Raw genomic sequence first — 14,666 nt, forward strand, 5'->3', positions numbered from 1 at the left:
CCGCCCCGTAGCTCCCGGTGGCTAGCCGAGGGTCTTGAGCGAGTCCACGAGCGCGGTCCACTCGGTGGCCGAGAACGACAGGTGTCCCAGATCGCGGTTCTGCGTGTCCCGCATGGCTGTGGTGACGCCCTCGGCAACCTCGACGCAGGTGGTGTCGCCTCTGCTGTAGGTGGACTTGTGCCACGTTCCTTCGGTGATCACTCGACTTCTCCTTGTGCTTTCTTGATCAGCGACCGCGACTGATCGGGAGGGAGCGCGACCCCCCGCAGGTCACCCATCAAAGAGATGTGCTCATCGACCGTGCCAGAGTCAACGATCACTCCTCCACTTGATTTGGTCTCCAAGTAGAGGAACATCCCAGTGCCCGGAACCCTCAGTAGTTTGAACCCACTGTCCAACCCCGGATGGTTCCAGGTACCGGCGGGGACGATCAGGATCTCCACCCTGCTCCATGTGGAAGTCTCCAACAGGTGTCCAAGCTGTTCCTTCATGATGTCAGGGCTGCCGAGGCGCCGGTACAGCGCGGTCTCGTCCAGAACGACCGAGAAGAAGGGCGGGTCATCGCGACGCAGGATCGACTGGCGCTCGGTGCGTTCTGCCACCTTGGTCTCTACGGCCGTCTGTGAGTCTGCTCGGTTGCTTGCTCTGATCGAAGCGCCTGCGTAGCCCCGCGTTTGCAGAAGCCCAGGGACGAGAAGGGGTTGATACTCATGAACCTGGGTGGCCTGTTGCTCGACGATTGGCAGCTTCCTGTACCAGTCCGGTGGTGTGTAGGCCTCGTGCTGCTCCTCCCACACAGCGACCAGGCGTCCTTCGCTGTTAAGGGCCTGGTCAATTCGTTGTGCTGTGTCCTTTTTGGCAGGGGTCTTTCCCAGTTCGATATCACTGACCGTCGCCTGGGACGCTGGTAGCAGGCTTGCGAGCCTGCTCTGCGAAAGCCCCGCCTGCTCACGGAACCGGCGCACCTCGGCGCCGAACTTCCGAGCCTTCGGATCGACCTCGTTCGCCATGCACAGCTTCTTACCAGTCCGCTATCAGGCGCCAACAGGGTTTACCTGAGAATTTCGCATTTCCCAGCGATCGGTAGATCAGACGAGCCTTCCGATGAGACTGTGACGGCGGCCGAAGAAAAGTCCCGGCGGCTGTACTGACAACCCCGGGACCTGGCCCGGAACCCGTGCTTCTCACGACAACAGGTACGAACATGAACCAGGCTATCCCTCGTCAGTCCACCCCGGAAGGCGTTACCGGCCGCCGAACGACGACGCTCCAACCGCCCTGGCGGATGCGGTTCGAGGACTCCGACCGCTGCGGCATCGTCCTGGGCAGCGACCCCCGCCACGTCGGGATCGCCCGGAACTGGGCCTACCGCAACGCCCGCTCCCCGCGCCGTGCGGCCTTTCCGCTGGTGCTGGCCGTGAGCCTGCTGGTCACCAACGCGCAGCAGCACAGCCGGTCCGGCGACCCCGGCGGCACCGTCCGGGTCACGCTGCACCGCAAGCCCCACACCTACACCCTGACGGTCACCGATGACGGACCCCGGCCGGACCAGCCCATCCGCTTTCCGCGTCCGCGAAAGCCCACGGAACCGCTGGAGGCCACCGGCAACGGGCTGCTGATGCTGGACGAGCTGTCGGTGTCCTGGGACTGGGCCGGAAACGCGGGCGAATCCCTGACGGTGCGCGCCCTCATCGACCGCTCTGGGGAGCAGTGGGCCGGGGCTCCCAGCACCAAGGTCTGAGGAACGGCACCGCCTCGCGCCACGCCCGCCCGCCGAACACGGAAAGCGCCTCATGCCCGACTACAGCTACCTTCTCGACGGCCGCCCCGACGTCTTCACCCCCGGCGAAGTCGCCCAACTGTTCAACATCCGCCCCCGCAGCCTCCACCGAGGCGACTGGGATCGCGTCCTCCGACCCTTCCGTACTCCGGGCGGAGCACGCCGCTACCCCAAGGAACACATCGCCGCCCTCCTGAACCAGCCGGATGAATCCGCCCCTATCCCGTAGCGCCGCCACGAGCCGGTCCGCGCGTCCGCGACGGTCTGCCGCCCCGGCCGAGATCCCGGGCACGGACTCAGCGGCACGGCGAAAGCTCCCCGGTTCCGCGGGCACCGTCCGAGTGGAACTGGTGGGACCCCGCGCTGACCTGGTGCGGGGTATCCGAAGAAGGAAGGAACTCCCTATGTCCTCCGCGAACCTCTCGACACTGCTGGAGTCGCCCGACGGCGAGTCCCGCGCGCAGATCGCCCGCCTCGGTGATGCCTTCCCCCTGGACCCCTCGACGGCCGTCTTCGAAGCCAGCGACGAGCCTCCGACCGGGGTCCGGCCCTGGGGGCTACGGCGCGCGGTCACTCCGAAGCCGCGCCCTGAGGTGGCCGCAGCGGTGGACCGCTACGTCTACGACCCCGTGACCCAGCGGGGCATCGACCGCCTCACCGGAGCACCGGCCGTGGGCAAGCGCTCCAGCGGCACCAAGGAGACCACGGGCGAGCCCGACAGCGCGCGGCCGAGCACCGAGGAAACCACCACCGACTGATGGCCTCCTCCGCAGCACGGAAGGCGGTGCTCGTCCTCACCCACATCGAGGACGCCACCGCCGACCCCGTGATCCATCACCTGTCCGAACGCGGCGTGCCCGTCGTGCGCATGGACCCCGGCGACTTCCCCGCCTCCATGACGGTGGAGGCCGCCTTCGACGGGAACTGGGAAGGAGCGGTGCACGACGCCTTCCGCGGCGTGGACCTGGGATCGGTACGGGGGGTCTACTATCGGCGCCCCTCCCAGTTCACGTTGGCCGAGGGCATGTCCGGCCCCGACCAGCGCTGGGCCTACCGCGAGGCCCGCATGGGTTTCGGTGGTGTCCTCCTGGCGCTGGACTGCCTCTGGATCAACCAGCCGTCACGCATGAGCGCGGCTGAGTACAAGCCCGTCCAGCTGGCGGCGGCGGCCAGGGCCGGGCTGAAGGTACCGCGCACGATCATCACGAACGTGCCCGACCACGCCGCGGATTGGGCCGCCGGTATCCCCGGCCCCGTCGTGTACAAGCCGGTCGGCGGCGCGCTGCACGTCGAACAGGGCCGTACCCGGATCGTCTACGCCAGCGCCGTCGCCGCCGTGGAGGAACTCCGCGACCCTGCCGTGGGCCTGACCGCCCACTGCTTCCAGGAATGGGTGGACAAGGCGTTCGAGGTCCGTCTGACCGTCGTGGGCCGGACGATGTTCGCCGTGGCCATCCACGCCCGGTCCCAGGCCGCGCACATCGACTGGCGCAGTGACTACGACGCCCACCGGTACGAGGTCGTCGGCATCCCCGACGACGTCCGCTCCGGCCTGGAGCGCTACATGCGCGCCTTCGGACTCGTCTGCGGCGCCGCCGACTTCGTGGTCTCACCCGACGGCGGGTGGACCCTGCTGGAGGTCAACCCCAACGGCGAGTGGGGATGGCTCGCGGACCGCTGTGGTCTGCCCATCGGGCAGAGCATCGCCGAACTACTGGAGAAGGGACAGATGTGACCGGAGTTGTTCACGAACCCTCGTCCGCACTGGTGGCCCGCCTGGTCGAGGAGGGCGCGCTGGTGCCTGACGACCGCCTCACCGAGGCGTTCCGACGCGTGGACCGGGGCGTGTTCGTCCCGGCCTTCGCCCTGCACGAGGAAACCCCGCAGGGTGCGCGTTACAGGCTCCTGTCCGCTGAGGACCCCGACCAGCGTGAGGAATGGGCCTGCCACGTCTACGCCGACGAGACGCTGACCATCGAGATCGCCGGAGAACCGGTGACCGACGCCCTGCCCGGGGGACGCGGTACCGGCCGGTGGACCAGCTCCTCCACGATGCCCAGCCTCATGGCGCGGATGCTCCACCAACTCGACCTGGGCGGCGACCCCCGCGTTCTGGAGGTAGGAGTCGGTTCCGGGTACAACGCGGCGATCCTGTGCGAGGTGCTGGGTTCGGACCGGGTCACGAGCATCGACATCTCACCGCGCTTGGTCTCCGACGCCGCCCGACGCCTCTCCGCCCTGGGATACACACCCGTCGTGGCCGAGTACGACGGGCACAAGGGCTTCCCCGACCGCGCTCCGTACGACCGGATCGTCAGCACCACGGCCTTCACCCACGTTCCGCCGGAGTGGATCACCCAGGCGGCACCGGGCGGGAGCATCCTCGTCAACATCGCGGGAGGCACCGGAGGCGCCATGCTCGGGCTCCGGGTGCGCGACGACCACACGGCGCAGGGGCGCTTCCTTCCGCAGTGGGCCGGGTTCATGCCCGCGCGGAGCAGCGTTCCCCGCCAACGCGTCAGCGTGGATGACGCGGGGGAACGGAGCACGACCACTCTGAACCCGGCGCTCGTTCGCGGGGAACCGGCCATGGCGTTCCTCGCGCAACTGGCCACGACGGACGCCGACACCGTGGTCAGGACGGCCGATACCGGGGCGGACTTCCTCTTCATGGAGGGCGCCGACGGGGCCTGGGCCGAGATCGACATGGACGCGGACGAGGGTCGCTACCCCGTGGTCCAGGGCGGACCGCGCCGTCTGTGGACGCGGGTGGAGGAAGCGCACCGGTGGTGGGTCGCCAACGGCCAGCCGGGCTGGAGCGCCTACGGCGTCACCGTCACGCCGGGGGACCAGCACGTGTGGTTCGGTTCGGCGGAGAGCGACCAGCGCTGGCCGCTGCCGCTCCCGTAGGCAACGACCTCCCTGTTCTGGAAGGGGCCCGACTCAAGGACATCAGTGACCTCCTCCTCTCCCGAGACAACGCCTGACCTCCACCAGGCGTGGCACCACGCGGTCGCGGCCCTGGGCCTGGCCGTGTTGCCTCATGCCGCACTGCACCACGGAGTGGGTGGCCGGGACCCTCAGCGGACCGGTCGCCCACAACGGCGGAGCCCCGATACGGCTACGCTGAGTACTGGCGCGCTCGCAGCGCCCTGCCGGTCGCGCTCTCACAGGAAACACTGGAGACCCCCACATGAGCATCCCCTCCGAGTGGCACAAGTCCACTTACAGCGCCAACGGGCATAACTGCGTGGAGGCGAGGGAGCATGCCAGCGGCGCGGACGTGCGCGATTCACAGAATCCGCACCTTGGGCACCTCACGTTCTCTCCCGCTGAGTGGGCGAACCTCCTCCAGGACATCAAGGGCGGCTGAACCCTCGATCGCCCACAACGGCGGAGGAAAGCACGAGCGCGACGACAAATGACCAACCCCGAAGACCTCCGGTCCCGCCTCGTCGAGGAGATCGCCCTCTCTCCGGCCTGGCGGGACACCTTCGAGCGGGTTCCCCGCCACCGCTTCATCCCCGACCGGATCTGGATCGAGGACGGGGATGACCTGACCGTCCTCGATAGGGCCGATGACTCGGACGCGTGGTTGCGTGCCTGCTACGCCGACCGGCCCGTCATCACCCAGATCGACGACGGAGACCCGACCGGGCGCGGATACAGCTCCTCGTCGGCGTCCATGCCGAGCATCGTGGCGCTGATGCTGGGGGCCACCGACCTCGACGCCGGTCAGCGGGTGTTGGAGATCGGCACCGGAACCGGGTGGAACGCCGCGCTGCTCGCTGACAGGGTCGGCGCCGGGAACGTGACATCGGTGGAGATCGACCCGGCCGTGGCCGCGCGGGCCGAGGAGAACCTGGAGGGCCACGGTGTCCATGTGATCGTCGGGGACGGTGAGAAGGGGTATCCGCCCGACGCCCCCTACGACCGGGTGCTGGCGACCGCCGCCGTCCAGCGGGTTCCCTACCCGTGGGTGGAGCAGACGGTGCCCGGCGGGCGGATCGTGACCCCGTGGGGGACGAGCTTCCACAACGGCACGCTGCTCCGCCTCCAGGTCGGCGCGGACGGAACGGCGTCCGGGAGATTCGGCGGAAACGCGGGCTTCATGTGGGTGCGTGGCCAGCGCACACCGCACGGCACGCTCGATGAGCGCGTCCGTCCCGACCACGAGTACACCGAGACCACCACGGACCTGCACCCGTACGAGCCGGTCGGCGACTTCGACGCGAGCTTCGCGATCGGTTTGCGGGTTCCCGGCATGAAGGACCTGCTGGTCTTCGACGACGACGTGCCGGGCAACCCGGACTACACGGTGTACCTGATGGACCCGGGTTCGGGATCGTGGGCCTCGTGGCGGGTCCGGTCCGGCGCTCGTGAGTTCGGGGTCCGCCAGCACGGCCCGCGCCACCTCTTCGACGAGCTGGCCGCGGCCTACGCCTGGTGGCGGGAGGCGGGCCGCCCGGAACACTCCCGGTTCGGCGTGACCGTGACCCGCGAGGGCCAACGCGTGTGGTTGGACGACCCCGGCAACGTTCTCCCCGTGGGGCAGATCGCCGCCGGACAAGCGGAGAACGGCCAGGCATGACCCGAGCCGTTCACGGACCCTCGTTCGCACTTGTGGACCTTCTGGTCGAGGAGGGCGCGCTGGTGCCCGGCGACCGCCTCACCGAGGCGTTCCGACGCGGGTGACGACAACCCCTTCTGACCTGAGACTTCTCGGAGGCGGGCCCCGGAGGTTCGACCGCCGGAGCCCGTTGCGTGTGGGTACGATGCGCCCATGCCCGGCCCTGGTGACAACAGCTGTCTCGTGCTGCCCTTCCCGTACGTGCCCACCCTCGGCCCCGTACACCCCGATGCCCTCACCGCCCGCCTGTGGGACGAGGTCATGGAAGTCAACGGCACTGGCAGTTTCCTGGCGCACGACAAGGACGCCCGCTGGGGTGGGACCAAGAACGAAACGGTCCTTGCCGATGCCATCCGCAACGAGGGCGAGACCGTCACCGTTCCCACCCTGACCACGCGAGGTCGGGGCGTGGTGAAGGTTCACCACTACGGGCCAACGCCCGACGTGGCCCAGGCGTTGGAGGAGGCCGGGAAGCTGGCCGCCGCGTACGACGCGGGGGCGGCGCGTGTGCTGTGGTTCTCCACCGAAGCCGACACCCGCTGGCACAGCTGCCGTGTCCAACTCAAGACCTTCACCGGGAACGAGCCCTACACCCATGGCGAGGTGGAAAGTCTGCACACTGAGACTCCGGCTGTTCAGGACACCTTTGCCGTTTTCGCCCAAGCACTCAAAGGAGACGGGTTCTCCTTCCTAGCCGAACAGATGCGAACCACTGGTCTGGACGGCCCGCTCTTGGTTGCCGTGTCCGAGGGACGTGTCGTCGGTGCTATCGGACCCATGGCCATTCGCCAGGACTCCATCGGCGTCCCGCGGCTTCTGCCGCAGTACTTCGGTGTGCTGCCCGAAGTGCGCGGTCACGGTCACGGGCGTGCGCTGTGGCGGGCAGCGATGGGCTGGGGACAGGAGAACGGAGCCGTCTACCAGTTGCTCCAGACCGAAACCGGCGGCGCGTCGGACCACCTGTGCCGATCCGAGGGGCTGACCAGCCTCGGCTTCGTCTTCACCGCCAGTCTGTAGAAACTGCTGCCGCAGTGGCCCTGCTGTCCGGGGGAGAATCCCGGGGCCGCTTGGTATCCACGGCCACCATGCGAAACGGCTGTGGCAAGCCCAAGGGGCGGCACTCCCCGTAGGGAGCACCGCCCCTTTGAACCCGGTCACCCGCTGTCCTATGTCCTGAGGATCAGGCCTGGAACTCGGTGATCGTCTGGGCGATGCCGTTCTCGACATCGACCCCGGCCAGCACCACGGTCCCGTCCTTCAGCTCAGCATCGAACTCCTCCATGCTGCACTCCACGGTCCCGGTCATGTCGTCGTTGGGGACCTCGGGCGCGCAGGTGTACAGGCCGCCGAGGATCTCGGTGTCCTCGGTGACGTAGAACGCCTGGTCGCCGACGATGTACTCGTACGGAGCCAGGTACACGACCTCGCCGGAGAGGGTTCCGGTGAACCCGTCGGCACCGGCCTCCACGCCCTGGGTCTCGGCTCCTCGCTGCTCGGAGGCCGCCGCCGGGCTGAAGCCGGTCGCGCCGAGAGTGAGCAGACCGGCGGAGAGAACGGCCAGCGCGCTGGTACGGATATCGCGATTCATCGCGTTCCTTTCCTGTGGGGAGCGGTGTGTCAATGGACTCGCCAGGGATTGGGGGATGAGTGCGTTATGCGTGGTCGTGCCCCCGGGCTGGCTTCTCAAACGCGGATCGTGGATATCGGGGAAAATCCCGAGGGTGCCGGAGTCGTATCGGCCCGAGGATTAACCGTCGAATTTCAGGGATTGATCATGGCGGAGCGGTTTGTGCTGTCCGGGTGAGGGAAGGATGGCCCTTCGCCTGGTCGGCGTCGCTGTCCGTGCGGGCTGGTGCGACCCCAGGTGCTCCGTGTCCGGGGGCCCTCGCCGCCTGTGCCAATGATCAATGACGGAAGCTAAATATCCCGTTAGGCTGCGCTGGTTTCCCTGGTTTGTCTGCGGTGGGACGATCGGCTCTTATCGGCGAACGCGGAAGTGCTTGAAACCGGCCTGATTCGCCTTGGATGCGCGTTCGGGCTCCGCGGTTCTGTCGATCGGGAAAATGCGCGGATTTCCCGGAGCGGACCCCGGGAAATCCGCGCCGTCCGAACGGTCCCCGGAAGGCTCTGGACCGTCCCGCCGCCCGAACGGTTCGGGGCACCCGGCCCGTGCGCTCCCGGCGCGCTCGTATCCTCGGACCCGGACCCGTCACCCGAGGTGGAGAGCGACGACGCGATGCTGGAGATGCTGCCCGGACTCGTCCGGATCTACGAGGAGTGGGCGGAGCGGTACCCCGACGTGCAGCCGCTGACCATCCAGTTCGCGCCGGACGGCAAGTCGGACAAAGGCCTCGACGGGGTGCTCGCCTACCCCCTGGACGGCCACTGGCTGCTGGTGTCCTTCGGACTGACCGAGCTGGGGGAGAAGACCAGCGAGGAGCCCCGCGTCTCCGGGTCGGGCTTCGAGTTCACCTGCCGCGTTCCGCGCGAGGACGGCGACGAGGCCGTGCCCGCCTGGATCCTGCGCGTCATGCACGCCCTGGCCGACCGCTTCGTCGCGGGCAGCGACCTGGACGTGGGCCACTGGATCGTCACCCCGTCCCCGCTCGGCGGCGAGCCCGCCAACGGCGACATGACCTCCCTGGTCATCGTCCCCGATACCGAGATCCGCGCCATGGACACCCCGAACGGGATCGTCCTCTTCTTCCAGCTCGTCGGTCTGCTGGCCGAGGAGGGCGAGGCCATGCAGCAGGCGGGGACCGCCGCGCCGCTCGTCGCCCTCCTGCGCGACCGCGACCCGAGGATGGTCACCGACCCCTCGCGCGAACCCGTCCGCCTCTGAGTCCGTCGGAGACGACGGTCCAGCGGCCTGCGCACGGAATCCTGTACAACCGTGGAGGTGTGACGGCGGAACCAGGAGGCGCAGCGATGAAGACCATGAGCTACTCGGAGTCCCGCGAGAACTACGCGGCCACGCTCGACTCCGTCGTGAACGACCGCGAGGAGGTCGTGATCACCAGAGTGGGACACGAGTCGGTGGTCATGATGGCGTTGTCGGAGTACGAGAGTCTCAGGGAGACCGCCTACCTCCTCCGCAGCCCGGAGAACGCGCGACGCCTCGTCACCGCCATCGAGGAGTCGGAGTCCGGGTAGACGGTCTCCGGTCACCGAAACGCCGACGGGCCGCCACCCGTAGGGGGTGGCGGCCCGCACGTGTCATCCGGTCAGCTCCCGGAGCCCCGTCCCCGCCCGATCGCGGTGCCGATCTCGCCCACCCGGTCGGCCAGCAGACCCATCGCGCCGATGGCCCTGGTCATCGGGTCGTCCTCGGCGCCGCCCAGCGCGCGGCCGCGCCGGAAGGCCTCCTTGACCTCCGTCCACCGGGCCTCCTGCTCGGGGGTCATGACCCCGCGCAGCTCCGCGAGCTTGAGCAGGTTGGCCTCCGCGCCCGAGGTCAGGGTCTGCGCCTCGCCCAGGTAGTGGTCGTCGATCACGGCCTCCACCTCGGCGTCGTTCATGACCGGCACGATCCTCTCCGCCAGCCGGTTCATGTTGCGGTACGAGCCCTGGAGCCGGAACGGCGGCTCGGTGCGCGCCTCCTCCGACTGCGCCGCGGAGGCGATGTAGGCGGCGTTGTTGGCCATCACCACCTCCTGCACCCGCAGCAGCTTGCGCAGCACCGACACGATCCGGTCCACCTCGACCGCCGAGTAGGGGTGGTCGAACTGGTCCGCGCCCACCGAGTCGTCGCCCCGCGCCATCCGCACGAACCGGTACACGTCCTCCCTGCTCCGCGTGGACAGCGGGGCCAGGGTCGGGTTCGAGGTGAGCGCGTTCTCGACGTAGCTCAGCGCGAACAGCTCCTCCCTGCCCGCCAGCACGTCGCCCAGGTTGTACACGTCGGCGCGGTTGGCCAGCATGTCCGGGATCCGGAACCGCTTGCCCTGCTCCGTGTACGGGTTGCCCGCCATGCACACCGCGAAGCGCTTGCCCCGCAGGTCGTAGGTCCGGGTCCGCCCGTTCCACACCCCCTCCATGCGCCGCTGGCCGTCGCACAGCGAGATGAACTTCTGGAGCAGCTCGGGGTTGGTGTGCTGGATGTCGTCCAGGTACAGCATCGTGTTGGCGCCCATCTCCAGCGCGAAGGAGATCTTCTCGACCTCCTGGCGGGAGGTGGCGTCCGGCGCCTCGTCCGGGTCCAGCGAGGTCACCGCGTGCCCCAGCGCGGGCCCGTTGACCTTGACGAACACCAGCCCCAGACGGCTGGCCACGTACTCCATGAGCGTGGTTTTGCCGTACCCGGGCGGGGAGATGAGCAGCAGCAGGCCGCTCTGGTCGGTGCGCTTGTCGTCCCCGGCCGCGCCCAGCTGCTTGGCCAGGTTGTCGCCGATCAACGGCAGGTACGCCTCGTCCAGCAGCCTGTTGCGGACGAACCCGCTCATCACCTTGGGCCGGTACTCCTCCAGCCGCAGCCGCTCGCGCTCGGCCGCCACCAGCTCGTTGCGGCGCCGCTGGAAGTCCCGGTAGGCGGGCACCTCCTCCAGCCGGAACCGGCGGGTGCGCGGCAGGAACTCGTCCAGCCGCAGTTCCAGGGAGCGCTCGCGCACGCGCGGGTGCGACCCCAGCAGCCCGTCCACGTCCTCCGCGACGGCCGCCGAGGACTCGTACCTCTCCAGGGCACCGCCGGTCAGCTCGATCGCGGCGGCCTCGGGCAGGTCGCCCGGGTCCACCTCCTCCAGCGTGGTCGCGAACGCCTCCAGCCAGGCCGCCACCAGCTGGTGGCGCGCGTTCAGGTCTGCGTCGAGGGCGCGCAGGTCCTCCTCGAAGGCCCTGCGCGTGCTCTCCCGGGCGCTGTCCACGGCCCGGTGGAACCGGTCCAGCAGCGTACGGGCGCCCGCGCCGGTCACGAACCCCGTCTCCCCGGGCCCCTCAGCCGCGATCTCCTCGAACAGGTACTCGCCCACCAGGTCCAGGTCGGCCTCCTGGTGGAGCCCGGTGTCGGTGAGGAACCCGTCCACGGCCGCCGCCAGCTCCGCGCGCAGCGCGTCGACCGCCGCCGACCCGCGCACTCCGAACACCTCGCGGGCCCGCGCCAGCGAACCGGCCCGGGTCCGCCACGCCGTCCGCCGCTCCTCGTCGGCGCCGAAGGCCCAGAACACCTGCGCCGCCGCACGCGTCGCGCCCGGGTACCGCAGCAGCCCGGCTCCCGCGCGCAGCCGCAGCAGCACCGACAGGATCCGCGCGGCGTCGTGGTCGTGCACGCCCCGCTCGTACCCCTCGTCGTAGCGGGCCTCGGCGAAGCCGCGCACCAGGTCCGGCAGCGACGACCCGTCCTGCTCCCCCGCGTCGGCCTCGGCCAGCCGCTCCGGCGTCAGGCCCTCCGAGCCCTCCTCGGCCGCGGCCAGGACCGACGCGGCCAGGTACTCGGCCCGGTACACCTGCGGGCTCTCCGACACCAGCACCCGGTCCCACAGGTGCCGCGTCCGCCCGAACCCCTCGTCGGTGACCGGTGCGCGGAAGTCGGTGCCGGTGATCGCCACCGACATCTCCCCGCCGTGCGGGGTGAGGGTGAGGTCGATCGGCTGGGTGTTCACGGCGAAGCGGTGCCTGCCCAGCCGGATCGTCTCGCCGCCCGCGCCGCCCTCGAACAGGTCGGCGCGGTCCCGCAGGGCCCGGCCAGCCTCCTGCCGGGCGGCCAGGATCTGCCCGTCCAGCTCCTCCGCGCGCACGCTCTCGCCGAGCGCGCGCAGCTCCTCGGAGGTGCGGCGCAGCCGCGCCACCATCGCGTCCGACGCGAAGTAGGTGTTGACGTCCTCCAGTGTGTCCAGCGCCGCGACCCGCCGCTGAACGCTCTCCAGCACGCGGGCGGCCGACGACGCCAGGCGGTCGGCCCGCCGCGCCCGCTCGTCCACCAGCCCCTGCTTGCGGGTGGAGAACGCCTCGTACACGTCCTCGCGCTTGTCCGCCAGCTCCCCGAGGAAGTCGTCGAACTCGGCGAACCGCGTCTCCAGGTTCTCCAGCTGGAGCATGATCCGCCCCAGCTGCTCGTCGCACCGGTCCGGGGTGTCGGCGGCGGCCAGCGCCCCCGTGATCGCCTGCCCGAGCAGGGCGAACTCGGCGGCGAACTCCGCCCGCCCCTCCAGGGCGAGCAGTTCGCCGCGCCGCGCCTCCAGCGTGGCGCGCGCCCGGTTGATCCCGGCCATCACCTCGCTGACCCGCTCCAGGATGCGCGTGCGCACCTGGGCGTCGCCGATGTCCAGCGAGCCGACGACCTCGGTGACCACCTGGAGGCCCTCGGTCTGCTCGGCGATGCGCTCCCCGACCGCCGTCGCCGCGCTGACCGCCCCGATGCCCTCGGCGTCGGCGACCAGTCGCTCCACCTCGTCGTGGTACCCGGCGAAGGCGTCGTCGCGCTCCAGGAAGGCCACCGTGCGGCGGCCGGTGGCGTCGATCTCCCCGGCGAGCCTGCCGTCCAGCTCCTCCAGGCGGTCGGTGTCCACGTAGCGCGTCTCGCGCAGCGTGGCCGCCTGCCCCTGGGCGCGGCGCAGCCCGGTCAGCCGCGCCACCCAGCCCTCCGCCGTGCGCGGGGCCTCCCCGCGGGCGGTGCGGATGAGCGAGGCCGCCTTCTCCTCCGCCTCGGCCAGGGTCTCGGCGGCCTGCCGGGTCAGGGTCTGGACGGTCTCGAACTCCTCCAGCACCCGCGCGGCGGTGTCGCGCACCTGCGACAGGGGCGCCGCCAGGTCGCCCAGCTCCTCCTCGCCCAGCCAGTGGAACCGGTCCGTCACCCGGCGGCAGGCGGCCATGAGCGCCTCGAACACCTCGGTGGAGGGCCGCATGTCCTCGGCCATGCGCGCCACCGACAGGCACTCGGACACGCCCCGCACCAGTTCGGCGTTGCCGATCCGCTCCAGCGGGCCCGTCCCCACCGGCTGCGCCGCCGCGTACACGTCCGACGCGTACGGCGTCTGCCACACCTGCATCGGGTGCACCCGGGTCGGCTCGCCCGAGTTGTCGCGGAACACCGTCATGGTGCCGTCGTCGAACAGGGAGTACCCGTGGCAGACGATCGGGGTGGCGACCTCCTTGCGGATGGTGTTGTAGGGCAGCAGCAGACTGCGGCCGTCCGCGCGGGAGTGGAAGACGTAGAGCACGTCCTCGCCGTTGGGCGAGCGCACCACGCGCTCGAACTCCAGGTCGGTGACGTCGGTGTCGAAGGTCCGCGCCACCCCGGTGGCCAGGTAGTAGCCGCCGGGGAAGATCAGTCCCTGGTCGTCGGGCAGGCGCTGGCAGGACTGGCCGATGCCGTCGAGGCGCTCGACCTCCTTGGTGCGCGTGTTGAAGACCAGGTGGCGCCACTCGGTCTCGTTGTAGGGCAGCACGCGCAGCAGGATGAGCGGGCCCACCCGCGCGTGGTGCACCGACGCGTCGGCCAGGCTCTGCAACGGCTCGTCCACGGGCTCGCTGTAGACGCCCTCGCCGACCTCGGTGTTGTTCTCGACCTTGATGGTGAGGTCGCCGCCGACCGTCTCCACGAACAGCTCGTCGAGGATCGAGATGTGCGGGTGGCGGCCCGCCACGTGGTCCTCGCGCGTGGCCTCCACCCACGCGAAGTCGTGCGCGGGCGGAAACACGTGGTCGCGTTCGCCGCGCGCGTCGAGGTAGGCGATCTCGCCCGTCGGCGACACCGACCACCGCAGCACGCGCACGTCCTCGGTGCGCGGGCCGGTCTGGAACACGGCCAGCAGCCGCTCCTCGACCCGGCGCAGCTGGAGCAGGCGCGCGTCGCGGTAGTACCGGTAGAGCTGGCCGAAGTCCTGCTGGAACCGCTCGTCGTCGAGCAGCCCGGGGACGGCGCCCCCGTCGGCGTCGGCGAAGGCGAAGCCGTCGTCGGCGCGCTCGTAGCGGTGCAGCGAGAACACGTCGGGGACGTGGGTCTCCCGCTGCATGCCGATGAACACGTTGTAGCCGAACAGGATCACGGCGCCGTCGGCGCCGTCCGCGGCCGGGCGCCCCACGCTCACGATGTCCCGGGGCACGCAGTTGTGCTCGGTGCGCACGCGCTCGGTGCCGAGCAGGGTCAGCTCGGTGCCGCCGAACACCTCCAGCCGTCGCGCGTTGAGCCGCTCGGTCCGCCGGGCCAGCTCGCCGGTCTGCTCGCGCAGCCGGGCGCGGAGCACCTCGTAGGTGCCCGCGTCCAGCGCACGCGCGTCCCCGGCGTCCGGCCCCTCGGTCTCCTGGGGCAGGGCCTCTGTCACG

The 14,666-nt window shown here is 70.1% G+C and carries 14 protein-coding genes; 10 read left to right on the forward strand and 4 right to left on the reverse strand.

All coding sequences use genetic code 11. The features are described from left to right. Positions 1–21 precede the first annotated feature (21 nt). On the reverse strand, positions 22–201 hold the full coding sequence (locus UIS43_RS19345) for a DUF397 domain-containing protein (RefSeq protein WP_370011155.1): 180 nt from the start codon (positions 199–201) through the stop codon (positions 22–24). Continuing rightward, on the reverse strand, positions 198–1,010 hold the full coding sequence (locus UIS43_RS19350; RefSeq protein WP_370011157.1) for a Scr1 family TA system antitoxin-like transcriptional regulator: 813 nt from the start codon (positions 1,008–1,010) through the stop codon (positions 198–200). Before UIS43_RS19350 ends, UIS43_RS19345 begins: the two co-directional genes overlap by 4 nt. A gap of 194 nt (positions 1,011–1,204) precedes the next feature. On the opposite strand from UIS43_RS19350, the gene UIS43_RS19355 reads away from it, so the two are divergent. From UIS43_RS19355 to UIS43_RS19390, 8 genes are all read left to right on the forward strand, one after another. Then, on the forward strand, positions 1,205–1,741 hold the full coding sequence (locus tag UIS43_RS19355) for an ATP-binding protein (protein ID WP_370011159.1): 537 nt from the start codon (positions 1,205–1,207) through the stop codon (positions 1,739–1,741). Between the two features lie 52 nt (positions 1,742–1,793). After that, positions 1,794–2,009, forward strand: a complete 216-nt coding sequence (locus UIS43_RS19360) for a hypothetical protein (protein WP_013156434.1) — start codon at positions 1,794–1,796, stop codon at positions 2,007–2,009. Positions 2,010–2,184: 175 nt separating this feature from the next. Then, positions 2,185–2,538, forward strand: a complete 354-nt coding sequence (gene tgmA / locus UIS43_RS19365) for a putative ATP-grasp-modified RiPP (protein WP_013156435.1) — start codon at positions 2,185–2,187, stop codon at positions 2,536–2,538. Continuing rightward, positions 2,538–3,515 carry an ATP-grasp ribosomal peptide maturase gene (gene tgmB, locus UIS43_RS19370; protein WP_013156436.1) on the forward strand — a complete coding sequence of 326 codons (978 nt, stop codon included), beginning with the start codon at positions 2,538–2,540 and terminating at the stop codon, positions 3,513–3,515. Before tgmA ends, tgmB begins: the two co-directional genes overlap by 1 nt. Next, a complete protein-coding gene (tgmC, locus tag UIS43_RS19375; RefSeq protein WP_013156437.1) occupies positions 3,512–4,690 on the forward strand; it encodes an ATP-grasp peptide maturase system methyltransferase in 1,179 nt (392 codons plus the stop codon). The genes tgmB and tgmC overlap by 4 nt, the downstream gene beginning before the upstream one ends. Positions 4,691–4,973: 283 nt before the next feature. Continuing rightward, entirely contained in the window at positions 4,974–5,153 is a 180-nt protein-coding gene (locus UIS43_RS19380) for a DUF397 domain-containing protein (RefSeq protein WP_013156438.1), read from the forward strand. 48 nt (positions 5,154–5,201) lie between these two features. Beyond that, on the forward strand, positions 5,202–6,371 hold the full coding sequence (locus UIS43_RS19385) for a methyltransferase domain-containing protein (RefSeq protein WP_370011163.1): 1,170 nt from the start codon (positions 5,202–5,204) through the stop codon (positions 6,369–6,371). Positions 6,372–6,563: 192 nt separating this feature from the next. Further along, on the forward strand, positions 6,564–7,427 hold the full coding sequence (locus tag UIS43_RS19390; protein ID WP_013156441.1) for a GNAT family N-acetyltransferase: 864 nt from the start codon (positions 6,564–6,566) through the stop codon (positions 7,425–7,427). A gap of 163 nt (positions 7,428–7,590) precedes the next feature. Here UIS43_RS19390 and UIS43_RS19395 read toward each other — a convergent pair whose 3' ends face one another. After that, positions 7,591–7,998 (reverse strand): hypothetical protein, encoded by a 408-nt coding sequence (locus UIS43_RS19395; RefSeq protein WP_013156442.1) that lies wholly within the window; start codon positions 7,996–7,998, stop codon positions 7,591–7,593. Between the two features lie 648 nt (positions 7,999–8,646). Here UIS43_RS19395 and UIS43_RS19400 point away from each other — a divergent pair. Further along, entirely contained in the window at positions 8,647–9,252 is a 606-nt protein-coding gene (locus tag UIS43_RS19400; protein ID WP_013156443.1) for a suppressor of fused domain protein, read from the forward strand. Positions 9,253–9,338: 86 nt separating this feature from the next. Continuing rightward, positions 9,339–9,563 carry a type II toxin-antitoxin system Phd/YefM family antitoxin gene (locus UIS43_RS19405; protein WP_013156444.1) on the forward strand — a complete coding sequence of 75 codons (225 nt, stop codon included), beginning with the start codon at positions 9,339–9,341 and terminating at the stop codon, positions 9,561–9,563. A 71-nt stretch (positions 9,564–9,634) separates the two neighbouring features. Here the strand turns inward: UIS43_RS19405 and UIS43_RS19410 are convergent, their stop codons facing one another. Further along, entirely contained in the window at positions 9,635–14,665 is a 5,031-nt protein-coding gene (locus UIS43_RS19410; RefSeq protein WP_370011166.1) for a DNA repair ATPase, read from the reverse strand. Between the last annotated feature and the right edge of the window lies 1 nt (position 14,666).

Origin of the sequence: Nocardiopsis sp. LDBS0036 (genome assembly GCF_041228755.1) — a bacterium.
GTDB lineage: Bacteria > Actinomycetota > Actinomycetes > Streptosporangiales > Streptosporangiaceae > Nocardiopsis > Nocardiopsis dassonvillei.